Source organism: Acinetobacter sp. TTH0-4, from assembly GCF_015602665.1.
GTDB classification, from domain to species: domain Bacteria; phylum Pseudomonadota; class Gammaproteobacteria; order Pseudomonadales; family Moraxellaceae; genus Acinetobacter; species Acinetobacter albensis.
This window is the reverse complement of sequence record NZ_CP059079.1, coordinates 1,018,949-1,045,180: the sequence shown is the minus strand read 5'-3', so window position 1 is coordinate 1,045,180 and position 26,232 is coordinate 1,018,949. Positions and strand designations below refer to the sequence as shown.

The 26,232-nt window shown below is 38.6% G+C and carries 25 protein-coding genes; 11 read left to right on the top strand and 14 right to left on the bottom strand.

The window, feature by feature from the left end; genetic code table 11:
• Window positions 1-175 precede the first annotated feature (175 nt).
• The 8 genes from H0S58_RS04815 to H0S58_RS04780 all read left to right on the top strand — a co-directional run bounded on the left by H0S58_RS04815 (window position 176) and on the right by H0S58_RS04780 (window position 7,195).
• Window positions 176-562, top strand: a complete 387-nt coding sequence (locus tag H0S58_RS04815) for an MCR_0457 family protein (RefSeq protein WP_053578248.1) — start codon at window positions 176-178, stop codon at window positions 560-562.
• Between the two features lie 116 nt (window positions 563-678).
• Window positions 679-1,827 carry a D-alanyl-D-alanine carboxypeptidase PBP5/6 gene (gene dacC, locus H0S58_RS04810; RefSeq protein ID WP_092719777.1) on the top strand — a complete coding sequence of 383 codons (1,149 nt, stop codon included), beginning with the start codon at window positions 679-681 and terminating at the stop codon, window positions 1,825-1,827.
• A 100-nt stretch (window positions 1,828-1,927) separates the two neighbouring features.
• Window positions 1,928-2,479: a gamma carbonic anhydrase family protein gene (locus H0S58_RS04805; protein WP_195727305.1), complete on the top strand. Its 552-nt coding sequence runs from the start codon at window positions 1,928-1,930 to the stop codon at window positions 2,477-2,479.
• A gap of 179 nt (window positions 2,480-2,658) precedes the next feature.
• Window positions 2,659-3,144 carry an NUDIX hydrolase gene (locus tag H0S58_RS04800; RefSeq protein ID WP_195727304.1) on the top strand — a complete coding sequence of 162 codons (486 nt, stop codon included), beginning with the start codon at window positions 2,659-2,661 and terminating at the stop codon, window positions 3,142-3,144.
• Window positions 3,145-3,148: 4 nt separating this feature from the next.
• Window positions 3,149-4,282, top strand: coding sequence for a tRNA 2-thiouridine(34) synthase MnmA (mnmA, locus tag H0S58_RS04795; RefSeq protein WP_195727303.1), 1,134 nt, complete (start codon window positions 3,149-3,151; stop codon window positions 4,280-4,282).
• A 15-nt stretch (window positions 4,283-4,297) separates the two neighbouring features.
• The gene (hflD, locus tag H0S58_RS04790; RefSeq protein ID WP_092719783.1) at window positions 4,298-5,029 is read left to right on the top strand and encodes a high frequency lysogenization protein HflD; all 732 of its coding nucleotides are present in this window, start codon (window positions 4,298-4,300) and stop codon (window positions 5,027-5,029) included.
• 54 nt (window positions 5,030-5,083) lie between these two features.
• A complete protein-coding gene (gene purB / locus H0S58_RS04785) occupies window positions 5,084-6,472 on the top strand; it encodes an adenylosuccinate lyase (protein ID WP_195727302.1) in 1,389 nt (462 codons plus the stop codon).
• 81 nt (window positions 6,473-6,553) lie between these two features.
• Window positions 6,554-7,195: a DUF2238 domain-containing protein gene (locus H0S58_RS04780; protein WP_195727301.1), complete on the top strand. Its 642-nt coding sequence runs from the start codon at window positions 6,554-6,556 to the stop codon at window positions 7,193-7,195.
• A gap of 31 nt (window positions 7,196-7,226) precedes the next feature.
• Here H0S58_RS04780 and H0S58_RS04775 read toward each other — a convergent pair whose 3' ends face one another.
• The 9 genes from H0S58_RS04775 to H0S58_RS04735 form a co-directional block, all read right to left on the bottom strand.
• A complete protein-coding gene (locus H0S58_RS04775) occupies window positions 7,227-7,622 on the bottom strand; it encodes a hypothetical protein (RefSeq protein ID WP_195727300.1) in 396 nt (131 codons plus the stop codon).
• Between the two features lie 139 nt (window positions 7,623-7,761).
• Window positions 7,762-8,724, bottom strand: coding sequence for a protease SohB (gene sohB, locus H0S58_RS04770; protein WP_195727299.1), 963 nt, complete (start codon window positions 8,722-8,724; stop codon window positions 7,762-7,764).
• A 315-nt stretch (window positions 8,725-9,039) separates the two neighbouring features.
• On the bottom strand, window positions 9,040-9,966 hold the full coding sequence (pstB, locus tag H0S58_RS04765; RefSeq protein ID WP_053578257.1) for a phosphate ABC transporter ATP-binding protein PstB: 927 nt from the start codon (window positions 9,964-9,966) through the stop codon (window positions 9,040-9,042).
• Between the two features lie 12 nt (window positions 9,967-9,978).
• Window positions 9,979-11,370 carry a phosphate ABC transporter permease PstA gene (pstA, locus tag H0S58_RS04760; protein ID WP_092719791.1) on the bottom strand — a complete coding sequence of 464 codons (1,392 nt, stop codon included), beginning with the start codon at window positions 11,368-11,370 and terminating at the stop codon, window positions 9,979-9,981.
• On the bottom strand, window positions 11,367-12,746 hold the full coding sequence (gene pstC, locus H0S58_RS04755) for a phosphate ABC transporter permease subunit PstC (RefSeq protein ID WP_053578259.1): 1,380 nt from the start codon (window positions 12,744-12,746) through the stop codon (window positions 11,367-11,369). The genes pstA and pstC overlap by 4 nt, the downstream gene beginning before the upstream one ends.
• Before the next feature lie 101 nt (window positions 12,747-12,847).
• Complete coding sequence (locus H0S58_RS04750; RefSeq protein WP_053578260.1) at window positions 12,848-13,873, bottom strand: substrate-binding domain-containing protein; 1,026 nt, start codon at window positions 13,871-13,873, stop codon at window positions 12,848-12,850.
• A 431-nt stretch (window positions 13,874-14,304) separates the two neighbouring features.
• Complete coding sequence (locus H0S58_RS04745) at window positions 14,305-15,675, bottom strand: MFS transporter (RefSeq protein WP_195727559.1); 1,371 nt, start codon at window positions 15,673-15,675, stop codon at window positions 14,305-14,307.
• 163 nt (window positions 15,676-15,838) lie between these two features.
• Window positions 15,839-17,371: a pyridoxal phosphate-dependent decarboxylase family protein gene (locus H0S58_RS04740; protein ID WP_195727298.1), complete on the bottom strand. Its 1,533-nt coding sequence runs from the start codon at window positions 17,369-17,371 to the stop codon at window positions 15,839-15,841.
• On the bottom strand, window positions 17,371-18,744 hold the full coding sequence (locus H0S58_RS04735) for a diaminobutyrate--2-oxoglutarate transaminase (RefSeq protein ID WP_053578263.1): 1,374 nt from the start codon (window positions 18,742-18,744) through the stop codon (window positions 17,371-17,373). The genes H0S58_RS04740 and H0S58_RS04735 overlap by 1 nt, the downstream gene beginning before the upstream one ends.
• A 473-nt stretch (window positions 18,745-19,217) precedes the next feature.
• On the opposite strand from H0S58_RS04735, the gene H0S58_RS04730 reads away from it, so the two are divergent.
• Window positions 19,218-19,922: an SIMPL domain-containing protein gene (locus H0S58_RS04730; RefSeq protein WP_195727297.1), complete on the top strand. Its 705-nt coding sequence runs from the start codon at window positions 19,218-19,220 to the stop codon at window positions 19,920-19,922.
• Between the two features lie 117 nt (window positions 19,923-20,039).
• Window positions 20,040-20,636: a phosphatase PAP2 family protein gene (locus tag H0S58_RS04725; RefSeq protein WP_195727296.1), complete on the top strand. Its 597-nt coding sequence runs from the start codon at window positions 20,040-20,042 to the stop codon at window positions 20,634-20,636.
• A gap of 63 nt (window positions 20,637-20,699) precedes the next feature.
• Here the strand turns inward: H0S58_RS04725 and proB are convergent, their stop codons facing one another.
• From proB to H0S58_RS04710, 3 genes are all read right to left on the bottom strand, one after another.
• Window positions 20,700-21,833 (bottom strand): glutamate 5-kinase, encoded by a 1,134-nt coding sequence (gene proB / locus H0S58_RS04720; protein WP_053578266.1) that lies wholly within the window; start codon window positions 21,831-21,833, stop codon window positions 20,700-20,702.
• A 28-nt stretch (window positions 21,834-21,861) separates the two neighbouring features.
• Window positions 21,862-23,082: an Obg family GTPase CgtA gene (gene cgtA, locus H0S58_RS04715; RefSeq protein WP_053578267.1), complete on the bottom strand. Its 1,221-nt coding sequence runs from the start codon at window positions 23,080-23,082 to the stop codon at window positions 21,862-21,864.
• Window positions 23,083-23,365: 283 nt separating this feature from the next.
• A complete protein-coding gene (locus H0S58_RS04710; RefSeq protein WP_053578268.1) occupies window positions 23,366-23,743 on the bottom strand; it encodes a winged helix-turn-helix transcriptional regulator in 378 nt (125 codons plus the stop codon).
• A gap of 114 nt (window positions 23,744-23,857) precedes the next feature.
• On the opposite strand from H0S58_RS04710, the gene H0S58_RS04705 reads away from it, so the two are divergent.
• The gene (locus H0S58_RS04705) at window positions 23,858-24,721 is read left to right on the top strand and encodes an SDR family oxidoreductase (protein WP_195727295.1); all 864 of its coding nucleotides are present in this window, start codon (window positions 23,858-23,860) and stop codon (window positions 24,719-24,721) included.
• Between the two features lie 63 nt (window positions 24,722-24,784).
• Here H0S58_RS04705 and H0S58_RS04700 read toward each other — a convergent pair whose 3' ends face one another.
• Both H0S58_RS04700 and H0S58_RS04695 read right to left on the bottom strand, forming a co-directional pair.
• Window positions 24,785-25,465 (bottom strand): hypothetical protein, encoded by a 681-nt coding sequence (locus H0S58_RS04700; RefSeq protein ID WP_195727294.1) that lies wholly within the window; start codon window positions 25,463-25,465, stop codon window positions 24,785-24,787.
• A gap of 11 nt (window positions 25,466-25,476) precedes the next feature.
• Window positions 25,477-26,172 carry an MFS transporter gene (locus tag H0S58_RS04695; protein WP_413784411.1) on the bottom strand — a complete coding sequence of 232 codons (696 nt, stop codon included), beginning with the start codon at window positions 26,170-26,172 and terminating at the stop codon, window positions 25,477-25,479.
• Between the last annotated feature and the right edge of the window lie 60 nt (window positions 26,173-26,232).

Here is a 26,232-nt window from a genome sequence, read left to right as displayed (position 1 = left end):
TAAAAAAGAGTATAAAAATGGATATTTTTATACTCTTTTTAATTTAAATAATTTAGTTTTATCATTTTATAACAATTTCAACAGCTTCAATACATTTAAGCACTTACAATTACGAAAAATATCAGTAAGCTTGTTTTCATTGTTCCATTTTTTTAAATACTTTAGGTTGGTTTAAATGAAATTATCTCGATTAAAATCTTTTTCTTTGGGTCTTGTTACCATGAGTATCATGGCAGCGTCTGTTACACATGCAGCTCAAAAAGATGAAAATATAGAAGTAACACCAACACAAGAAATTACCCAGCAAGAACTTGCAGCTATTTATGTATTATCTGAAGTTTGTCCGAAATTAGTGAAAGATGAAACTCAATTTGAGCAAGGTTATGCCAAATTGGCTCAAGAATATTTACCCAATGAAAAAAATGCGGTTTCTGCTTTATCAAAACTCAGTAAAGAAAGAAAATTTAAATCTATCTTAACTGAAGCACGAAATGATGCAAAAAAAGCGGGCGACACAAAAAACACAGCTATTTGCCAAGAGTTAGTGACATATAACCCTTAGTACAAAACGGTTACAATACTTTTTAAATAAGCCGATTTCACGGTAGAAGTCGGTCTAGCTTTATCCTAAAATGCTAGGCTCTTTGTGCTTATATCAAGATATTGGAACCACGTAGAATGACCCACAAAAGCGCCTTTGCTGCATTATTACTATTACCAAGTTTTACTTACGCAGCAACTTTATTATCTGCACCACCAGAACTCAATAATAAATCTTATGTTCTGATGGATTATGAGACAGGGCAAATTCTCGCATCGAAAAATGAAAATGAAAAATTAGCCCCTGCCTCAATGACCAAGATGATGACCAGTTATCTGATCGAACAAAAGTTATTAAGTGGTGATCTCACAGAAGATGAGAAAGTTCGTATGAACGAGTCTGCATGGTGCCGTGGTAGTAGTACGGAATCATGTATGTATGTGCCATTGAATGGAACTGCAACAGCTTTAGAAATGCTGCGTGGAATTATTATTCAATCAGGTAATGACGCGTCTAAAGCCATGGCAGAACATATTGCCGGTAATGAAGGTACCTTTGCTCACATGATGAATGTAGAAGCAAAGCGTATTGGGATGAAAAATACTAACTTTATCAATTCAACAGGTATGCCAGCTGAAGGGCATTATTCAACTGCAAAAGATATGGCCGTTCTTGCACAACATATCATCCATGACAGTTCAAAATATTATCCAATTTATTCTGAAAAAGAATTTACTTTTAATGGCATTAAACAGGGTAACCGTAATGCCCTGCTTTATACCGACCCAAGTGTAGATGGTTTAAAAACAGGTCACACCAACGAAGCAGGTTATTGCCTCACTACTTCTGCTAAACGTGGTCCAATGCGCTTAATTTCAGTGATTTTTGGTACCAACAGTATGAATGATCGTGCTTCACAAACACGTGAAATTTTGGCTTGGGGTTTTTCAAACTTTGAAACTGTAAAAGTTCAGTCTGCCAATCAAGTTTTGGCAAAAGCTAAAATTTGGTATGGTAAAGACAAAGAAGTTCAAATTGGTTTAGCTGAAAATTTCAATGTCACTATGCCTAAGGGTCAAGCGAATGCGATTAAAACGCAATTAGTTGTACAACCTAAACTCACTGCTCCACTTAAAAAAGGCCAAGTCATTGGTAAATATGTAGCGAGTCTTGATGGTAAAGTGATTTCTGAAAAACCTCTTGTTGCGCTTCAAGCTGTTGAAGAAGCGGGTTTCTTTTCAAAAATGTTAGATCATATTAAACAATTTTTTAGCAATTTATTTTAAGTTTAAAGTCATTCTCTAGTCTTAAGCAAAAGCATCTATAGTAAATATAGATGCTTTTGCTTTTATACTCAGTTTAGTTTCACAACATTCTAGAAATTTTATGAAAAAGCATATTCGCCCTTATTTAAATCAAAGCCCACACATAAATGATCATTGTTATATTGATGAAATGTCTGTAGTCATTGGCGACGTTGTCCTCGGTGAAAATGTTTCGGTTTGGCCTTTTGCCGTGATTCGTGGTGATGTCAATTATATCAAAATTGGTAAAAACTCAAATGTGCAAGATCATGCTATGTTACATGTGAGTCATAAAAATGCAGCCAAACCGAATGGTTCACCGCTGATTATTGGCGAAGATGTCACCATCGGTCATCATGTGACTTTGCACGGTTGTACTGTGGGTAATCGAGTTTTAATTGGTATCAATACAATTGTTTTAGATGATGTGATTATTGAAGATGATGTCATGATCGGTGCAGGTAGTTTGGTGCCACCTCGTAAAGTCTTAAAAAGCGGTTATTTATATGTGGGAAGCCCAGTCCAGCAAGTTCGTCCACTGACTAAAAAAGAACTGGAATTTTTACCTTATTCAGCACAGAACTATGTGAAAGTTGCAGCGAATTATTTAGAAAGTTCTAAAACGTCCATCTAAGTGATATTTTTCTTCTTTATGAACATATTTTTTATTCGCTTCTCATTTCACTCAAAATACTATTTTGGGAGTTCTACTCAAATTTTAAAATCCATTGGGTGGTACTTTAAAAAAGCATTCACCATAGCCACCACGGCCTAAATTTTGTAGAATACTCTTTTTATTCCTTGGTGCTTTCAATGACCGCTTGGACTGCTCACGTTACTGTCGCAACTGTTGTCGAAAAAAATGGGAAATTCCTGTTTGTTGAAGAACATACTGAAGGTGTTACGCATAGTGTATTCAATCAGCCTGCGGGTCATGTTGAATGTGGTGAAACGCTGATTCAAGCCGCTATTCGTGAGACCATGGAAGAAACAGGCTATGAAGTCGAAATTGACTCCTTGCTCGGTATATATACCTATACCCCTCCCATGTTCCCCGATCGTACCTACTATCGTTTTTGCTTCTTAGCACATGAGTTGAAGCATCATTTAGATGCTAAGCTGGATACTGATATTATTGGTGCCGTTTGGATGACTTTAGATGAACTTATTGAGTCTGCACGTGCACGTAGCCCCTTGGTCATGAAAGCTGTAAAAGATGCTTTATCTGGTCAAAAATATCCTTTATCGCTCGTTTATGAGCACCAAAACTCTCCTTTAATTTCAAACTTGGATGCTTAATCCTATGCAACAACGTGTCATCGTCGGTATGTCTGGTGGTGTAGATTCTTCTGTTTCTGCAGCACTTCTTCTTCAACAAGGATATCAAGTTGAAGGACTTTTCATGAAAAATTGGGAAGAAGATGATGGCACGGAATATTGTACTGCAATGGAAGATTTAGCCGATGCACAAGCGGTCTGTGACAAAATTGGCATCAAACTGCATACCGCCAACTTTGCCATGGAATATTGGGATCGGGTATTTGAACATTTCTTGGCAGAATATGCTGCGGGTCGAACCCCAAATCCTGATATTTTATGCAATAAAGAAATTAAATTCCGCGCATTTTTAGACCATGCCATAAACCTCGGTGCAGATTTTATTGCCACTGGCCATTATTGCCGTCGCGGTAAAACCATGACGAACTCGCGTGGTGATGAATATGCACCTTTACTTCGTGGTGTGGACAGCAATAAAGACCAAACTTATTTTTTGCATGCTGTACATGGGCGTGAAATTAACAAAACGTTGTTTCCAGTCGGTGAAATTGAAAAACCTGAAGTACGTCGTATTGCAGAAGAACTGGGTCTAGCAACAGCCAAGAAAAAAGATTCAACCGGTATTTGCTTTATTGGGGAACGCCGTTTTAACGATTTCCTCAAACAATATCTCCCTGCTCAAGCGGGAAAAATTTTCCTCGATACAGGTAAAGAGGTTGGTGAACATCACGGCTTAATGTACTATACGCTCGGTCAACGTGGCGGCATTGGTTTAGGTGGACTTAAAGGCGAATCTGAAGGTGCATGGTTTGTTCTATACAAAGATATTGAAAACAATCGTTTGGTCATTGGTCAGGGTCATGAACATCCGTTGATGCAAAGTACTATACTTTGGAGTAAGACGATTGACTGGGTGGCAGGTGAGCAAGAGATTCCTGAAACAGGTTTTCGTTGTACAGCCAAAACGCGTTATCGCCAACCCGATCAACCTTGTGTCATTTATAAAGATGCGCTGGCACCCAATGCAATTCGCGTTGAATTTGATGAACCCCAACGTGCGGTCACGCCAGGTCAAAGCGTTGTATTTTATGCTGATGAAGTTTGTTTAGGTGGTGGTGTGATTCATCATACCAATGCACCAAAACCTGATTTTATTTAAAAGGAAGTGATAGGCATGGCTGAGTTACCCTTTCAACAGCCTCAAACTTTGAATATACGCCAAAATCGAGCTTTGGCGTTGGCAGCTGTGTTTCAGTCAACACAGTTGACCCATATGACGGCCATGTCGGGGCAACAAAGTATGGGCGAAAGTGGTGGTTTTTATTTACAGCAACTGATTAAAGCCAGCCTCAATATTCGCCCCACTGCAAATGAATCTTGCCAAACTCTGCATTTTTTTAATCAATTGGCCGATATTTCTCTCGGTTTAAAAACTTTAGAAAACAGTATTACCCAGCCTTTCAATACTTCTCCTAAATCGCGCTTACCGAAACTCTCTAATACAAAATTACCAATGAGTTACGCAATGGCGCTGCTGCAATTAGAAAAAAAAGTTTATAGCAATCCAAAATTCGTTGAAATAATTGAACAGTCACAACAGAAAATTCTGAAACAATTGTCTTTTTTTGACAATAATTATCTGCATCCCAGTATTATTGCTAACCTTGCTCAAACTTACATTGAAACTGCTGGACAAATTAATCCACGCATTATGGTCAAAGGCAATGCACAAGCATTTAAAGATGCTTCTCACACCAATCGTATTCGTGCTTCCTTATTTACTGGCCTGCAAATGGCACACTTATGGCGTCAGTTGGGTGGCAGTTCATGGGGCATGATTTTCAGTAAGCGTAAGCTACTTCAAGATATTCAAGATCTCGCTCGTTTACAGTATCAGGTGGTTTAACTGATGCTATTCGGGCTTTGTTTTACGTTTAATTCCAAAGTTTAAGGAATCGCTATGAACGCTTTAACCGCACTTTCTCCATTAGATGGACGCTACGCAAGCAAATGTGATGCGCTTCGTCCTTTCCTCTCTGAGTTTGGTTTAATCCATGCTCGTGTGACTGTTGAGGTGCGTTGGTTACAAGCGCTTGCAAACCGTCCAGAAATTACTGAAATTCCTGCTTTTTCAGCAGCAACCAATGCTGCTTTAGATGTAATCGTTACAGATTTTTCTGAAGATGATGCAAACCGTATTAAAGAGATTGAACGTACCACTAACCACGACGTAAAAGCGGTTGAATATTTCCTGAAAGAAAAAATTGCACATATTGATGAATTAAAAGATGCAGGTGAATTTATTCACTTTGCATGTACTTCTGAAGACATCAATAACTTGTCTCATGCCCTTATGTTAAAAAATGGTCGTGACGTTCTTGTTGCTTCTATGCAAAGTATTATCGATGCCATTGCGACTTTGGCTGAAACACATGCAGAACAAGCAATGTTGTCTCGTACACATGGTCAAACAGCAAGCCCAACCACTTTGGGTAAAGAAATGGCGAACGTGGCTTACCGCCTTGCTCGCCAGATCAAGCAATTTAACAATGTTGAGTTACTCGGTAAAATCAATGGCGCTGTAGGTAACTATAATGCGCATTATTCAGCATATCCAGATATTAACTGGCCTGCACATTCACAAGCATTTGTTGAATCTTTAGGTTTAGCATTTAATCCGTACACCACGCAAATTGAACCACATGATTACATGGCGGAACTTTTTGATGCGTTACGTCGCTTCAACACCATTTTGATCGACTTTAACCGTGACGTTTGGGGTTATATCTCTTTAGGTTTCTTCAAACAACGTTTGAAAGAAGGTGAAGTTGGTTCTTCAACGATGCCACATAAAGTCAACCCGATTGATTTTGAAAACTCTGAAGGTAACTTAGGTTTAGCCAATGCAGTATTGGCTCACTTGGGTGAAAAACTGCCTATTTCTCGCTGGCAGCGTGACTTAACTGACTCGACCGTGCTTCGTAACATGGGTGTTGGTTTTGCACAAAGCTTAATTGCATTTGATGCCTGCTTAAAAGGGATTGGTAAATTAGAGCTTAACGCTGCACGTATTGATGAAGATTTGGACCATGCTCAAGAAGTCTTGGCTGAACCGATTCAAACCGTTATGCGTCGTTACAACGTAGAAAAACCATACGAAAAATTAAAAACCCTTACTCGCGGTCAAGCGATGACACGTGACATGATGGTAGATTTCGTAAATGGTCATGAGCTTGAAGTAGTGCCTGCTGCAGATCGTGCACGTCTTGCGACAATGACGCCAGCCACCTATACAGGTAATGCTGCGGATCAAGCCAAACAAATTAAAGATTTGATTGCTAAAATCTAATTAAATTTTAATACCAAAAAGCGAAGCTTCGGCTTCGCTTTTTCATTATCATTGCAATACTTTAGAGTTGAAAATAATAAGATGATTGAATATCAATTCAGCTTAAAACATTGGTTTGCACTTGGCTTGGTTTTATTTGCAATTATCATTGCAAGTATTCAACCCCTCGAATTATCGTCTTATCTATTGCATCAGATTGGTACAGTATTGATGCTGATCGCGCTATTCATTTGTTTAAAAAAGATAGGACTGAATTATTCTAGCTTTGTTTTTTATCTTTTATTTTTACTGATTCATATTGTCGGTGCGCACTATCTTTATTCTTATGTCCCTTATAATGACTGGCTCATAAAATTATTCAATTTTGATTTAAATCAAACGTTGGGTTGGTCACGGAATATGTACGATCGTCTGGTCCATCTTGCTTCAGGTTTATTACTTTACCCCGTATTCTATCGTCTATTTCAAGTTTGGTTACCTACATTAAAACCCTTCACACTTTTTCTTTTGGTCATTCAATTTGTCATGGCGACCAGCCTCATTTATGAATGGATTGAATGGAGCATTGCGATGGGTTTATCACCAGAGGAGGCAGAAAACTATAATGGACAGCAAGGAGATATTTGGGATGCGCACATGGATATGCTACTGGCGACTCTTGGCGCCATGCTTTCGGGTTTAATTTTTTTAATAAAAGCACCAAAGCCATCAGCACCAATTTAATAAAGTCTTTTTAGAATCATTTTATTTAGGCTCAATCTATCCATTTTAAAATTTTCGATTCAGATAAATGCGTATTTTTCTGACGATCATAAAATTCAAAGCAAACATACTCATCTTTCTTTTGACGCGCCAAACCTTCATCAAACCGAAAATGGCGGAAATATTGAGAATGATCCAAGTGAACTGTAATTCGTTCAAAAGTCTTCTGGCTATGCCGTCCTCCAGTAGAATAGTTTTTATAATATTTCACAATACCGCAAGCTGTAGACACTGTAATGGTTTTATTATTATTTAAATATGCTCCATAACCAAAAATTAAAAATCCAGGAAGCATCAAGAGAAATGGGGCACCCGCTTTCCAATCATTTGGTTTAACCTGAGGAACAATATATAAAATGGCGTAGGTGGGCAATCCAACACTGCACATGATCCCCAAAACTATCAAAAACGTTGCCATCTTATTGCTAAACAATTGAATAATGATGAAATAATATTAGCATAAGCATTTAATAAAGTAATAAAAAAGCACACCGAAGTGTGCCTTAATTCTTAATCAGACTGTTTACTTAAAGTTTTGGATCTCTTATTTGAATCAAATTTGAATTGGCTTGAGTCAAAGTTTCCATCACTTTATTCATTACCGCAGGAATCAAACCATCCGCCATTTGTGCGGCTTGTAAGCCCAATTTTTCACCGAAAGTAGGTTTACGACGGGTATCAATCATATAGACATCATGCTGCGTCAATAAACTCAGTAAGTATTCATCAGAAGTTTGCAATTGATCAACTAAACTTAATTCAAGTGCATCTTTACCATACCAGTGCTCACCTGTTGCCACGAGTTCAACGTTGAGTTGTGGACGATATTTTTCAACAAAATGCTTAAATAGCTCGTGTGTTTGTTGCAGTTCTTGTTCAAATTTGGCTTTACCTTCTTCAGTATTTTCACCAAACATGGTCACTGTACGTTTGTATTGACCCGCAGTATATAATTCAAAATCAATATTTTTTTCTTTCAATAAACGGTTAAAGTTTGGTATTTGCGCCACTACACCAATTGAACCCAGCACTGCAAAAGGGGCAGAAACAATTTCATTGGCAATACAGGCCATCATATATCCACCACTGGCTGCTACTTTATCGACACAAATCGTCAAGTTAAAACCAGCATCTCGCAAACGTACCAATTGTGCAGCAGCTAAACCATAGCTATGTACCATACCGCCTGGGCTTTCCAAACGAACAACAACACGGTCACGCCCTGCTTTTGCTGTCGCTAAAATAAGCGTAATTTCTTCTCTCAAATTTTCAACCGCCGATGCCGCTGTATCTCCTTTGAAATCGAGTACATAAACTTTTTGATTATTCTTTTTACGTAATCGTGTTTCCTTAGACAGTTGCTGAGCCAATTGTAATAGTTCAAATTTGCCCGCAGTAGTATGCGCAATTTTTTTACGTTGTTCATTTACACGCGCATTTAAATGACTAATACGAATTTCGGCAGGTAATTTAGGCGTATGGAATAACATAGAAAATAATTTCTCTAATTGTATTTACTGTGATCTTTAACATGAGGCCTAATGCTCAAAAATTCAATATGAATTTTATAAATCCTCTAGCTTTCTGATTTCTGGTTGCAATATATTGACTGCTCATGATCATTATTTTGAAAATAATATCGTGAAATATTGCGATCAACTTAAAAATGATTCCCCGCTAAATACAGGAAACCCATAAAAAAAGACTTCTGCACAATACAAAAGTCTATTTTTATTGCTGAGCAAGCGAAATAAATAATCCTTCAGCCGGCCTTATTTTTTTATTTTTATAATCAACATTTAAACTTAACCAAAACGGCCTGTAATGTAGGCTTCAGTTAATTGATGATCAGGTTGAGTAAACACTTTTTCAGTCGAGTTCACTTCAATTAAATCACCTAAATGAAAGTATGCGGTACGATCCGATACGCGTGCCGCTTGTTGCATCGAGTGAGTCACAATAGCAATCGTATATTGAGTTGAAAGTTCTGAAATCAGTTCTTCAATTTTTGCTGTTGCAATTGGGTCGAGTGCTGAGCAGGGTTCATCCATTAGAATCACTTCTGGACTCACCGCAATGGTACGTGCAATACATAAACGTTGTTGCTGACCACCGGACAAACCAGTACCCGGTTGGTTTAAACGGTCTTTGACCTCGTTCCAAAGCCCAGCTTTGTGTAGGCTGTTTTCAACAATTTCTTCAAGGTCATATTTATCACGTGCCAAACCATGAAGTTTAGGCCCATAGGCCACATTATCAAAAATAGATTTTGGGAAAGGATTTGGCTTTTGAAAAACCATACCAACTTGGGCACGAAGCAATACCACATCTAAGTTAGCATCATATAAATCTTGATTATCTAACATCACTTTACCCGTTACACGACATGAATCAATGGTGTCGTTCATACGGTTTAAAGTACGCAAGAATGTGGATTTACCACAACCGGATGGACCAATGAATGCAATGACTTCATTTTCATAGATATTTAAATCAATGCCTTTGATTGCCTCTGCTTCACCATAATAAACATGTACATCTGAGGTACTCAATTTTACATTTGACGTTTCACTTTCTTTTTTAGTTGACGTCTGAGTATCAAATTGAGAAATAAATGAAGTACTTGGTCGTGCTTTATCTACTTCAGGAGCGGTAAATTGTTTCTGTTCTGGATTCACGGATTTATCCTGTTTTAAGGAATTTGTTTTTGACATAGCTGATTCAGTATTCATATATTGCCTCTCCTACCAACGAACTTCAAATTTCTTACGTAACCAAATAGCAAGACCATTCAAGCTCACCATCAATGCCAGTAATACAATAATCGCAGCCGCGGTACGCCCTTCAAAGAAGTTACGCAATTCATTACCTTGCCATAAGAAAATTTGTACAGGTAATGCCGTTGATTGATCAAACGGAGTAGCAGGTACACTTGCAACAAATGCACTCATACCAATCAGTAACAATGGCGCGGTTTCACCAAGTGCTTGGGCAACCCCAATAATTGCACCTGTTAAAATACCTGGAATCGCAAGAGGTAAAACATGATGAAAAACTGTTTGTACACGAGATGCACCCAAACCTAATGCTGCTTGACGAATCGAAGGCGGTACTGCTTTAAGCGAAGCACGTGTGGTAATAATTACAGTTGGGAGTGTCATGAGACTTAAAACCAAACCACCTACCATTGGTGCTGAAATCGGTAAATGCATCCAGCCAATAAAAATAGCAGCACCGAGTAGACCAAAAACAATAGATGGTACAGCAGCCAAGTTATTAATATTGACTTCAATTACATCGGTAATAAAGTTTTTCGGTGCAAATTCTTCTAAATAAATTGCAGATGCCACGCCAATTGGAATTGAGATAAAAATCACAATTAACATCATGAACAATGAGCCCATGAATGCACCAGCCAAACCAGAAGTTGCAGGTGAACTACGTGAATCTGGGTTGGTAAAAATGTTGGTGTTAAAGGTATTTTCAATCACACCTTTTGCCTTTAAATCATCAGCGATCTGACGAATTTCAGGGCTAAGTTGTTGCTGTTCATCTGGTAATGAACGATCAATGTTTCCTGCCAACCAAACATCTACATTTGCATCAGCCAAAATATTTAAATCTTTTTTCTGGCCTATTAATGCAGGATCTGCAAATACCATATCACGCAGACGATAACTTTCAGAACTGGTATATAAACTTCCAATCTCATCACTTTTTGATGCAATGCTCGGATCTTTCGCAATCAGACCATTTACAATAAGAGCATCCCAGTCAACCATGCCCATTTCAGATTGCCAAGCAATATATCGCTCTTGGAATTGTGCAGGAGATTCCCCTTGGCTTTGTGTCGGTTTTGGTCCTACGTTAATAATCGTCGGGTCAAAATAAACAGGCACGTTCATACTGCTTTGCCAAAATGCAGGTAAGCCTTTGATCAGGATACTGCCAAATAACAAAACGACGAAGAACAAACCAGTAATGACAGCAGAGAATCCAAAAAAACGGAACATTTTTTCTTTACGATGGCGCTTGGCCAAAGAGCTTGAAATTTTCTGTTTACGTTTTTCGCGTAATTCAGCTGCAACGCGAGGATCTTGTACTTGATCCAGAGAAGATGTATTAGAAGTACTCATTCGTATTGCTCGCGATATTTACGCACAATAAACAGTGCAACAATGTTCAAACCTAAAGTAATCACAAATAAGGTTAAACCCAATGCAAATGCCACCAATGCTTGAGGGCTTGCAAAGTCTGTATCACCTGTGAGCTGATTGACAATCGTAATGGTCACCGTTGAAATGGCTTCAAGCGGATTTGCATGTAATAGTGGGCTATTCCCTGCTGCAAGTACCACAATCATGGTTTCGCCAATAGCACGGGACGCTGCCAGTAAGAACGCCCCAATAATGCCGGGTAATGCTGCGGGTATCACCACTTGACGAATCGTTTCAGACTTCGTGGCACCCAACCCCAAAGAACCGTCACGTAAAGCACGGGGTACTTGGGTAATAATGTCATCTGAAAGTGAAGATACAAATGGAATAATCATGATCCCCATGACAAATCCTGCGGTTAAAGCGCTGGTCGCATTAATTTCCAGACCAATTGTGGCACCCAACATTTTAAAGAATGGGCCAATAATCATCAGTGCAAATACGCCGTACACGATGGTTGGAATACCCGCTAAAACTTCAATGGTTGGTTTTGCCCAAGCACGAAAACTTGGTGGTGCATATTCAGCTAAATAAATTGCAATCATCAGACCGACAGGTACTGCAACCAATAAAGCAATACCACTCACCATTAAGGTACCCCATAAAAGTGGAAGTAAGCCATAACTTCCTTCAGCACTTCCTGATGTACTAAATCCGGGATTCCATTCTGTGCCAAAAAAGAAATCGAGTGGACTGACAAAGTCAAAGAAGCGCATTGCTTCGCTGAACATCGACATCACAATACCAATCGTGGTTAAAATTGCGACACCTGAACATAAAGCCAAAGCAATATTGATTGTTTTTTCAACTTGATTACGTGCACGATACTGCTGAGCAACATGTTTTTTTGCCCAAACCAATCCCACCAGTGCAGCGCAAATGACAACAGCTAATTTTGCAAAAGAGCTGATCGTTTCTATTTTTGCGAGTTCTCGTGCAGCTGCAACTTCATATACAGCCGCTTGATCGCTAACACCAAAACCTGAAGCAATGGCTTGAACGCGATCAATTAATACTTCAATGCCTGCTTGATCGAGCGTTGCTGCGATATTTGCAGGAATATTACTTAAAACGACATGTCGTAGAATATTCGGCTCGACAATATTCCAAACCAATAAAACTAAAAAAGCAGGGATACCACACCATAGAGCAACCAATGCACCGTAATATCCTGGACGAGAGTGTAATTTCGCAGAATTATTTCCCTTACCTGCTAGATTACGGCTTTTCGATAACCCGATTTGATAGGCTACGGCAATCAATGCCAGTAAAACACCTATGAGTAGCAGATTCATGTATTCTCCACTGTTTTCTCAATTTTGATTATTTGAAAAAACTTGACTTAGCGCAAAAAGCCAATGGCAGATACTTCTGCCATTCGCTTTTTAACTTTGAATTACTTAACGGCTTTACCAGCTTTGAAGTTTGCAAGAACTTGTGCACGTTCTTTATCTGACATTGAAATCAGGCCTGCTTTTTCCAACTTAGAGCCTTTACCAGACACTTTTTTGCTGTTAAAGAATTCAGTAAATTCTTTTAAGCCTTTGATTGATTTAAGATGCTCACCTTTCACATAAAAGAACAATGGACGTGATACAGGATAAGAACCATTCAAAATTGTTTTCTCAGATGGCGCTACATTATTTACAGTTGCTACACGCAATTTGTCACGATTTTGATCATAGAAACCTAAACCAAATACACCCACCGCATTTGGCGATGTTTTTAAACGTGCCAATGTTTCTGTGTAATCACCCGCAATTTCAATTACTTTACCGTCTTTACGGAAAGTAGAGCATGCTTTCTTTTGCGCATCTTTATCTAAAGCTTTAATTGCTGCATATGCTTCACAACCAGCATCGACCATTTTCTCTTGGAACACTTCACGTGTACCGTGGTTTGATGCAGGAATAACCAAAGTAATTGCTTCATTTGGAAGAGATTTATCAATCTGGTTCCAACGCGTATATGGATTTGCAACCATTTTACCGTTTGAAGGAAGCTCAGCTGCCAATGCTGCAAATACATGTTGAGGGCGTAATTTATACGCAGCTTTAGTTGAATTAGATGCAAATACGATGCCGTCATAGCCTATTTTAATTTCTAATACTTGGCTTACACCGGCTTTTTTACAAGCTGCTAATTCAGTATCTTTAATTTTACGAGATGCATTGGCGATATCGATTGTGTTATCACCTACACCTTGACAGAATTGCTTTAAACCACCAGAAGTACCACCAGAACCAACCACAGGTGTTTTAAACTGAGGGAAATTATTACCAAATTCTTCAGCGACAATACTTGCGTATGGTAAAACTGTTGAAGAACCAGCAATCTGGATCGTGTCACGAGCTGCATTTGCGGTTGTCGCTGCAACTGCCCCTGAAACTGCTAAAGCAAGTGCGATGTAATTTAAGCGCATTCTGTTCTCTCTTAATTTAGATGCAATTTGAAAGTCCGTAACTTTTTTATAAAGTTTTGTACTTTTTCGATAACAGCATTTTGATTTTATAATATGACAATCAAGTTACAGCTAGATGACGTTTTAATGATAATTGATTAAAGGCTTTTTATTAACTAAATAAATGATGAGAATGAAACGCTTATAGATTTTTTAAAAGCTTAAATTTTTATAATTAGTTTTTGAAGAATGTAACTATTCATTTAAATTTATTGAAACAAGCATTTTTATTCGTGTAATAACTGCCATTTTTATTCTAAATTTTAATCTTTAAATCCCTATAAATTCCATTTGGAAGCATTTATCCATACCCTTTAAATTTGTTGAATTAAAAAAAGAGGCTAAAATTAGCCTCTTTTTAACGATACCAATTGGAAAGCGCATTCTATTTTTCAATCAGCAGTTTGAACAATGTTCAGGTCTTGATTTGGTTTTGACTGTTGATACTTAATTAGACTTACACAGAATAAAGCCAAGATTAATGGCCCGCCCAAGGCAAAAAAGTATCCTGTAACACCATAACTATTCAGAATTAAGCCACCGATAGCCGAACCAATAATAGCACCCATCCGCCCCATACCAATTGCCCAACCTGTTGCAGTCGCACGGACTGTGGTCGGATACGCTGCAACCACCAAATAATTCAAGGCAAGTTGCTGTCCACCAATTCCAAATCCTGCCAAAGCAATCAAAATAAAGATATAAGCCCACTGTTGCGTTTCAATCAGCAAACCCAAACCTAAAACGATAGCCAAGCCAGTAATTAGCATAAAAGTTAAAATTTTAGCCGTATTCAATTTAGGCAACCAATATGCCAGTGGCAAAGCAAATACAATAAATGCAGCATTTACAGTCACTGAGGCATAGGGCGCTTGATCTGCTGCAAGACCTGCTTGTTTCAGAATCGTTGGCAACCACGACAACAACATGAACCAAGCAATCCAGTTAAAAAAGTAAGTTCCCCATACGCCAAGCGTTGTACGTGCAAGCCCATTTTGAAACAAAACAGCCAATTTAGCTTTTTCAACTTGATTGGCTGGAATTTTTGGTTGATCTATTGGAATAAAATCAATAGGTTGAGGTGAAATTTTATTTAAAATTCTTTGAATAGTCGCATGGGATGACGCTTTAGAATTCTGCGCCAAATACTCTAATGATTCTGGTAATAAAAAATACAATATAAACAGCAAAATAAGGGGTAGAACTCCACCAATTAAATAAATCCCTTGCCAGCCTAAAATAGGTAAAATTTTTGCTGCTAACAATCCACCACACATCGCACCCGCAGGCAAAGCCAACAATACGCAAGTGGTCACTGTACCTTTGTAACGTTGCGGTGAATATTCAGCAGCCAAAGCAAGTAAAACTGGAGTTGCACCGCCCATACCTAAACCTGCAATCAAGCGTAAGATAAATATTTGCTCAATATTGGTCACAAAGGCAGTACATAGGGTGGCAATAGAAAATATAGCTGTACAAAAAAGTAAGGTTTTTCTACGCCCTAATTTATCTCCCAACAAACCTAACAGCATGGCGCCAATCGTCATACCCACGATGCCAGCAGTTAGAATAGGTGCCAAAGCACCTGCTTGTAAATTAAAATGTTCTAATAAAGCAGGCGCAGTAAACGCCACTGCTTGAGTATCAAAGCCATCAAATAAGGCAATTGCAAAACAGAGCAATATCACCATCCATTGATAACGCGATATTCGTTGATCTATTACTTGTTTAATTAATGATTTTTCATTTGAAATAGATTCCATATTTCTAGTCTTCATCCATGATGATCAGACCACTTTAAAACCCTACAACATGCGGGTCAAACACTTATAAAGTATGTATTTATGCATGATAGTGAAAGTTTTAAATATTTATAGATAAAAAAAAGAGGTCTAAATAGACCTCTTTTTTTATACAACCATGAGATTAATCAAGCGCTGTCACATAGCTACCATCAGCAATTGCATCTTTAATACGATCTGCTTCTGCTAACACAAGGTTCAGCAAAGATTTTACGTTGTCTAAAGTTGCAACTGGACTTAAAGTGGTCATTTTCAATGATTGATTTTGACCCACTTTTGTTACACCAATATTCGCTTCGCCACGTGCAAATAATTCATCTGCTACGTTTTGATTCAATGTATCCAGTAACTCTGTTGGATACCCTTCAGGAATCACACGGAACAATACTGAGGCAAATTGTGGATCAACCAACATTTCTAAACCATCAGTTGCATTGATGTAGTCAGCCACTTCACGCGTCAATTTCACACCATGGTCAATCATTGAACCATAAAGTTCTTCACCTAATGCTTCAACGGTCATCCATAATTTTAATGCATCAAAACGGCGTGTGGTCTGTAATGACTTAGACACCAGATTCGGCACACCATGTTCTTCATCATACTCAGAGTTTAAATACTCAGCCTCATAATGCATAAAACGATAATTGGCTTCATCTTTAAGTAAGAATGCACCGCACGAAATGGTTTGGAAATAATGCTTATGAAAATCAAGTGTAATCGAGTCAGACAACTCAATACCATCTAACATGTCACGATAGTCATTTGAAAGAATAAGTGCACCACCCCATGCCGCATCGATATGCATCCACGCGCCATATTTATTAGTGATTTCACGTACTTTTTTCAATGGATCAATTGCGCCAGCATCAGTTGTACCCGCAGTCGCAACTACGCATGCCACGATTTTACCTGCTGCCTGAAGATCAGCCATGGTTTTATCCAAAGCATCCATATCCATTTGTGCATTTTTGTTCACAGGAACAGTCACAACCGACTGGAAGCCCATGCCCATCATCGCCATGTTCTTTTGCACAGAAAAGTGTGCATTTTCAGAACAAATGACTTTGACATTGCGCATGGCATCACTTGGAATACCATCACGCTGAACAGACCACGGCTGACCGTTTTCGTCTTTCCAGTTTTTAGCAATACATGCATCACGTGCGAGCAATACACCCATCAAGTTTGACTGCGTACCACCAGAAGTAAACACACCGGCTTGACCAGCACCATAGCCAACTTTTTGGCGAAGCCAGTCAATCAGCTGCACTTCCATCAAAGAACCCGCAGGACTTTGATCCCAAGAGTCCATGGATTGATTCGTTGCGTTAATCAGTACTTCCGCAATTTGGCTCGTCACCATCGTTGGACAATGCAAATGCGCAAGAGAATGCGGATGATGTACTTTTAAGCTTTTATTTAAGAAAAGCTCCACCATACGATCAAGTGATTTTTGCACCCCCATTCCATCTTTCGAAGGATTGAATGCAATTGCACTACGCAACTCTTTAATGCTACCGCCAGTGTACATTTTGTCATTTTGTAACCATGCAGAAACGGCATTAACCGCTTCACCCATTGCTGACTGATAGTCAGCAATAGATTGTGCATCATTACAGAATAAAGCCTTACGATGTTCTGCAAAATCAACCATTATGCGCCTCGAGTTGCTACAAGTGCTTCAGCAAGTGCTTTCTTGAAACGAGCAACCGCTTCAATACACTCCTCATGGGTAATGATCAACGGACAAAGTAAACGAATCACTGTACCGTTACGACCACCCTTTTCCAACAATAGTTTGTTGTCAAAGCAAGCGGCTTGAATTGCAGCAGCCAACTGACCATCACCAGGTAATGAACCCATGTGGTCTGCCTTTTGACGTTCATCTACAATTTCAACACCTAGCATTAAACCACGACCACGTACGTTACCAATACATGGAAATTCTACTGCTAACTTTTTAAACTCAGCTTGTAGGAAATCACCACGTTCTTGGGCATTTTGTGCCAAGTTTTGCTCTTTAATCGTGTTAATCGTTGCAAGCCCTGTACCCATCGCCAATTGGTTACCACGGAATGTACCCGTGTGACCTGCTGGCTGCCATGCATCAAACTTACGCTTAATACCCAGTACTGCAAGCGGTAAACTACCACCTACTGCTTTAGACATCACCACAACGTCAGGCTCGATCCCAGCATGCTCAAAAGCAAACATTTTGCCTGAACGCGCAAAACCGGCTTGAACTTCGTCAAGAATGAGCACGATGTTGTGTTTTTCAGTCACTTCACGAATTTTTTTCAACCATTTGGTCGGTGCAGTCACGACACCGCCTTCTCCTTGAATCGCTTCAAGAATCACGGCTGCAGGCTTAGTTACGCCACTTTCTACATCTTCAATAAAATTTTCGAAGTAATACGTTAAGGCATCTACTCCCGCTTCGCCGCCTAAACCCAGTGGGCAACGATATTCATGTGGATAAGGCATGAACTGTACGCCTGGCATGAGACCATTCACTGAGTTTTTAGCAGATAAATTACCAGTCATGGCTAAAGCACCATGCGTCATACCGTGATAACCGCCAGAGAAGCTGATCACTGTATTACGACCTGTATAGGTCTTGGCTAATTTAATGGCTGCTTCTGTACCATCTGCACCAGATGGACCACAGAACTGTAGACAATACTCAGCCTTACCACCAGGTAACTGCTCAAGTAAAGCTTCAGTAAAAGCATCTTTTAAAGGCGTTGTTAAATCCAAAGTATGCAATGGGAGACCACTTGCAAGTGTATCTTGAATACTTTGAATCACTGCAGGATGATTATGGCCCAAAGCCAAAGTTCCTGCACCAGCCAAACAATCGAGGTACTCTGTACCTTCAACATCAGTAACCCAACAGCCTAAAGCTTTTGCTATTGCCAACGGTAATTTACGTGGATAGCTACGAACATTAGATTCCATCTGACTTTGGCGAGTCAAATAGTATTCGTTAGTAGAATTAGGGGCAGGATTTACAGAAGAAACGCTCATATCGAATTACCATCTCTGATATGGGTTGAAAGAAATAAGTCGGGTGACTTTTGGTCTGTTGACTCGGTGCTTTATAGGTTCTAGCCAGACTTAATTTTGTTTGCCATGACTAGAGGGCGGATGATACCGAATTTTGATGGAAAATAAACAACTTTCGATATTTTTATATCCTAATTTCATCGAAAAAATTTTAGGATAATCTGTAAGTTGTATTATCATCTTACATTGTGACAGGAGAAAGAAAACCTTATTTTTTTATGCTTTTATTAAGCAAATGATAGAATAAAATAAAAATATATTTATAATTCAACCTAAGATATTCATTTATTTAACATTTTATCATTTATAAATCTTTATCGATTTTGATTTATTTTTACAATCCCACCACAAAGTCTACTGAAATTCACCATAAACACACTTTAAGATAAACTTATATTGCATCCCATACTACTTACAAAAAATAGGTCAAAAAAATGCGTTATTTAACAACTCCTACCCTAGTTTTAGCTTGTGCATTAAGTACTTCTGCTTTTGCTCAACAAAATGAAGCCTTAAATTATAATATCGTCAATATTCAAGCTGAAGCTGCACGTCAAGTATCTAATGATGAAATGCACGCGATTTTGTACATTGAAAAAAGTAACAAACAACCTGCTGAACTTGCCTCTCAAATCACCCAACTCATGAATCAAGCCATGATGCTGGCAAAAAAATATCCGCAGGTTAAAGTTGAAACAGGTTCGCAAACAACTTATCCAGTGTATGACAATGAAAATCGTAAGCTGAAAGAATGGCGTGGTCGTGCAGAAGTGCAAATAGAAAGTACAGATTTTAAAGCTGCAAGCCAATTGGTGAGTGAACTACAACAAAACTTTCAAACTGAATCAATTAACTTTACCGTATCGGATGCACAGCGCAAAAAAGTTGAAAATGAATTGATGATCGAAGCATCAAAAAACTTTCAACAACGCGCACAAATGCTCAGTCAAGCTTGGAGTAAGTCAGGTTACAACTTGGTCAATTTAAACCTCAATACCAGTAACAATTATCCACAACCTATGATGATGCGTGACAGTATGGCTAAGTTTTCAGGTGCTGAAGCTGCCGATGCTCAGAATGTTGCTGCGGGAGAATCTAAAATCACTGTCAATGCAAATGGTACCATTCAGTTTAAATAAGCCATTTAGACCCTCGATGCTTCATCAAAAAGACCACAAAACTGTGGTCTTTTTTTATGTAGAAATGCGAGAGTTCTGATAAATTAGCGCGTTATTTTTATTTTTATCTCCACCTTTATGGACTTCACTGAATTAAATCTGCGCCTTTTTGAATGGTTTAATGCCTCAAATCATGCCCATGAAATGACCATTCGCTTTGCAATTTTCATCGCCAATGATTTATTTTATATTATGCTACTTTTTTTTGGTTTTTATTGGCTTAGAGGAAATTTTACCATTAAAAAACAGATTGTTAAGGCATTTATTTTCACGACTGTGGCACTTTTAATTAGTCAAATTATTTCTCACAGCTTTTATCACCCACGCCCTTTTGTGATGGAAGTAGGACGTACCTTAATTTACCACTCGCCCAATGGTTCTTTTCCCAGCGACCACATGCTGATTTTTAGTACGATTGCCTTTTCATACTTTTTCTCAGAAAAACGCAGTCTTGGTATTATATTAATCTTATTGGCTTGGCTAGTGGCTTGGTCACGTGTTTATTTAGGCGTACATTTTCCTTTAGATATGTTGGGTGCTTTTTCCCTTGCTTTTATATTGAATTTCTTTGGTTTAGCTTTATGGAATCGATTCAAAATAACGATTATAGAATTTGTACTTAAAATCCATCATGCTGTATTTAAACCCTTTATCAAAAAAGGCTATGTAAAATAATTCTAATATGTATAAAAAAACCCACTCTAGAGTGGGTTTTTTTATACGAACAGTTTTAGTACATTAGTAAATCGCCATGTGGTTGCGATGGATCATTTCTAAAGAACGCGCTTCACCTAAAACCTGATGCACTTTATCTGAAGATAAACCCTTCACAATTTCAGCTGAACGCGAACTAAAATTGACACGACCAACTGCAATTCGCCCACCATTCGCATCAACACATTCCACTACATCGCCGCGTTCAAAATGACCTTCGACAGCTTTAACCCCTACAGGCAATAAACTACGATGATTTTCTTTAATCGCTTTAACTGCGCCATCATCTAAAATCAGACGACCTGCAGTTTGTAAATGTGCAGCAAGCCACTGTTGATGCGCAGTTATACGGTCATTATCAGTAATAAATAATGTTCCAAGTAACTCACCCGACATTAAACGAGCCAATACTTGATCACTTTCACCGCTAGCAATTAAAGTTGGACAACCCGATTTTGCAGCCAAACGTGCAGCACGCACTTTGGTTAACATGCCACCACGACCAAACTTCCCACCCCCACCTGCCATATCAAACAGGCTTTCATCCAAAGCACGAACTGTATGGAACAGCTTCGCATTTGGATTTGAACGGGGATCAGAATCAAACATGCCTTGTTGATCAGTCAAAATAATCAACAAATCCGCATGTACCTGACCCGCAACCATCGCGGCTAAAGTGTCATTATCACCAAAACGAATTTCATCTGTAGAAACAGTGTCATTTTCGTTGATGACCGGAATCACTTTCCAATCGATCAAATTTTGCAATGCATCGCAAGAGTTTAAATAACGACGACGATCGGCTAAGTCATCATGGGTCAATAAAACTTGAGCAGTTTGAATCGCATGCTTTTCCAATACACTCGACCAAGTCTGAATAAGACCCATTTGACCAATAGCAGCACACGCTTGAAGACTCGGTAAATCAGTGGGTCGGCTTTCCAGTTTCATCCGAACCATGCCTTCAGCCACAGCACCCGACGACACCAGAATAATCTCGTGTCCTGCATTGTGTAGATCTGCAATTTGTTCCGCCCAATGCGAAATTGCATCCAAATCTAAACCTTGCCCATTTGCTGTAAGTAAAGATGATCCGATTTTAACAACGATTCGTTTACAAGCCTTGAGCTGACGTTGCCCATCTACCACTTCTATCATCTTGTCCTCAATACGCTATCCTAAGCGCTTAACGTACGTAAAATACTTCCATTTCGCCATCATCACCCTCGTCGTCCTCATCTTCATCATCGTCGGCCAATAGACCTGCTAGACGTTGTTGACGGCGCATTTCACGGTAGGCTTCTTTCGCAGCAATAGTTTGCTCACGTGTTTCAGCTTCAAGCTGTTCACGGAATGCTTTGACTTCTGCTGCGTACTCAGGATCTTCCTGTTCACGTTCTCGTTGTTGTTCAATTTCATCCATTAAGTAATAAACAACTTCTTTAGTGCCTTCCGACATTAAACCAGAAGTTTGGAATACTGGACCTTCCCATTGCATTTCTTCAAGCAAATGATTACACCATTCATCCTGTGTATCATTATCTAGCTGATCAACTTTATTCAAGACCAAAACAACTGGTAACTTGGTTAATGTTGGAGAGAAGTTTTTCAATTCTTGTAAAATGGCTTTGGCATTGTACGCAGGATCTGAACCATCAATCGGTTGAACATCAACAATGTGTAATAAAATTCGGGTACGTGCCAAGTGTTTGAGGAAACGAATCCCGAGACCTGCGCCTTCTGATGCACCTTCAATTAGCCCTGGAATATCCGCCATCACAAATGAACGATGACTATCTGCATCTACCACACCTAAATTTGGAATCATGGTGGTAAAAGGATAATCAGCAACTTTAGGTTTTGCTGCCGATACAGCACGAATAAAGGTCGATTTACCTGCATTTGGCATACCCAGCAAACCAACATCGGCCAATACTTTAAGCTCTAAGCGAACTTCACGAAATTCACCTTTAATACCGTGTGTACACTTACGCGGTGAGCGGTTGGTCGATGATTTAAAATGGGTATTGCCTAAGCCACCATCACCACCTAATGCCACCATGACTTGTTGGCCATCTGCAACCAAATCACCAATAATGTCGCCTGACTCTACATCAACAATGGTTGTTCCTACTGGAACTTTCAGTACAACAGATTCACCACCACGACCAGAACAGTTTGCACCGCGACCGTTTTTACCGCGTTCTGCACGGAATTTACGGGTATAACGATAATCTACAAGTGTGCCAGTGTCATCATCTGCCTGAACATAGATACAGCCTCCACGGCCACCGTCACCACCATCTGGGCCACCAAAGGGTACGAATTTTTCACGGCGAAAACTGGCTACGCCATTGCCACCGTCGCCAGCCTCTACGGTAATGACTGCTTCATCAACAAAGCGCATACTGCCAATCCTCTAAATACTTTAAAACCGCATATTCTGCCATATTTTACAAAATTTCTCGAATAGTATTATTCAGCATTACATGATTTTTGCTTGGCTAAAGCCAATTTGATGTTGTTTAGCGCTATACGACTGACTCGACGCTCGATAATGGGTTATTTGGAAAGTGAATCCTCGTTTTGTTTTTATCCATCCATATCATTTTTAAAACGCAGCTTTTAATCCGCTAGAATGATTTTTTCGTCACTCGATAGAAATTTAAACTTATTTGAAAATAGGAAAATTAATCTTTGTCCGTGGTTTTTTTATTTTCTAAAATTTCGGGCAAATTACGTTCAATCCAACCAATCAATCCCGTTAATTTTTCAGCGGCTTGAGCGCCTAAAATAGTCAACTGATATTCCACTTTAGGCGGTACAACTGGATAAACCGTTCGAATTAAAAAACCATCTTTTTCAAGCAGTTTTAAAGTTTGTGCCAGCATTTTTTCGCTTATCCCCTCTATACGTTGCTTTAATTCGCTAAAACGGTGTATACCTTCGCTCAAGCAACGTAACACCAATACCGACCATTTTGTGGTTAAGTGTTCTAATATTTGACGTGAAGGACATTCATTCGACAAAACTTGTCCAAGTAAAATACTCTTTTCGTAGTGACTCATTTATTTTCTCCATATTCTTTAACTTACCTTTAGGTACGTACTTACATTAAGTAAGTTAATGCAATATGATCAAAACATCAAGTATATAAAACAAACAATCTAGAGGTTTTGAACATGAAAATAGCAATTACTGGCGCGACAGGTCAACTCGGTGAATTGGTGATACACGCTCTTTTAAAAGTGACTCCTGCTGAAAATATCATTGCGTTAGTCCGCAATGCCTCTAAAGCCAAAAATTTAAAAGCCCAAGGGATTGAATTGCGTCATTTTGATTATGATCATCCTGAAACATTAACATCAGCTTTATTGGGTATTGATAAGCTCTTACTGATTTCAGCCAATGAAATCGGACGTCGTACCCCACAACACAAGGCTGTCATTGAGGCAGCACAGCAAGCACGTGTTCCTTATATTGCTTATACCAGTTTACTACATGCTGATATTTCACCTTTAGGTTTAGCTCAAGAACATCGTGAAACTGAAGACCTGATCAAATCGAGTGGACTTAAATATACAATTTTACGTAATAACTGGTATAGCGAAAATTACTTAGCTGCACTTACTCATACAGTCGAAAATGGCACACTCTATGGTGCTGCAGGTTTAGGGGAAATTAGTTCTGCAGCTCGTCAAGATTATGCCCAAGCAGCAGCTAAAGTTTTAACATCTGAGAATCATGATGATAAAACGTATGAACTTGCAGGTTCTCAAAGTTTCACTTTAGCGGATTTAGCACAGAAAATTACAGATGCGTCTGGAAAATCGGTTATTTATCAAAATCTAACTGCCAATGAATATACACAAGCTTTATTAGAAGCAGGTCTTCCGGCAGGTCTAGCCGACGTTATAGTGGATGCTGACGTGCAAGCTGAAAAAGGTGCTTTATTTAGTACCAGTCAAGATTTAGAAAAATTGCTCGGTCATAAAACGACAACCATTCAAGATCAAGTTAAAGCGATATTAATGAAATCTCACTAAGGCCATCATTCTCTCCTAAACTATTTGATTACACTTTAAGGAGAAGAGGTTTAGGAAAATAAACTAAGGACGAATACTCTGGATTGGTACATTCATGCTCATGTCTAAATTTGCCGTCGTATTTCGTTCTTGGTTATACATCGTGGCATTAAAAGTTGCAATTTTACGCATGGTCATAGGATCATTAATTTTGAGCTGAGGTGCAAACTGGTGTAATACATGTAAATCCACTGCTTCATTAAATTCAAAAAAAACAGGACCATTAAAAGAAATTTTTACAGGAACAGCATAGGTTTTTTTGAGCTGAAAAGGAACCTCAAGCTGAATAGGGATATCCAAACTTAGTGGGAATTGGGGTAAAAATTTATTTTGATATACCAGATCTGTCGTTGCACGAAGCGGCAAGGTCTGGTCTATTTTGACTATTGTTTGATAATTCACAGATACTGAAATAGGCGTTTCAACTTCAAACTGCAAATTTGCTAAATATCTGCCTGTTAATGGTAATAATAACTGATGATTTAAGTGAATTTGGGTATCTAGAATTCCCACTGATTGAGTTTCTAAATAATTTCCGACATGAATTTTAGTAGGTAATGAATCAGGTAATTCTATTCGTACCCGATCAGCTGAAAGTTGCATTGAAGCTATAATATTTAAATACAACCAAAAAAGAATGAAAACCAACAAAACTACTGCGCTAAAGCTTAACAATAAACTTTTGAAAGAACGAAATATCCACATGATCTTTCTTCCTAATTTTTCTTTTGCTCTAAAATAGTCTGGCGGCTTAAACGCAAATTATGTAAGGGAATTTTTAATTCACCCTGCTCAATTTTTATAGGCAAAGTATTTTGTACATCGACTGAAGCTTTTAAAGCCGTTTTAATAGGTACATTTAAATGACCTTGAATGGGAATATTTGTTTTTAAGGTTGTATGTAACGGTATATTCAAATTTTCCTTAAGTACTGCTTTTACTGGAGCATCAAACTTCAAATGTACATTTTGTTCTAAAGGTACATTCATATGAATAGGAACATCTAACTTGATAGGAATAGTTCCTTTTAAAGGAAGTGTAATATCCTTACCTAATATGCGAACTTTAACTTGGGTATTGATAGGTAAATGTTGATCTACCTTTAATATTTCTTGAATAGGGATCGTCGTTTTAATTGGAACTTGATTATCAAAATACACGTGAGGTGTTAATGTTTGCGTGAGAGGAATATTCAGATTCTCATGAATTGGAATTTCTGCATTAACTCGTCCAGTCACATCAACATTTAAAGCATCATGAATTTGAACTTTCGCCTGTAAGGATTCTTGTAAATCGATATTTACAGCTTGGTTTTCTAGTGGAATGTAAATATTAAAATGCTTAAACACCCAAATGGCGATAACTACACCACAGAGTGCAGCAAACACAATAAATGCTAATCCTCTTAGCATGTGTTTTACTTGCAACTGCTCTTCCTTGATCTTTTTTTTCTTAGGATGATTATTACTAAA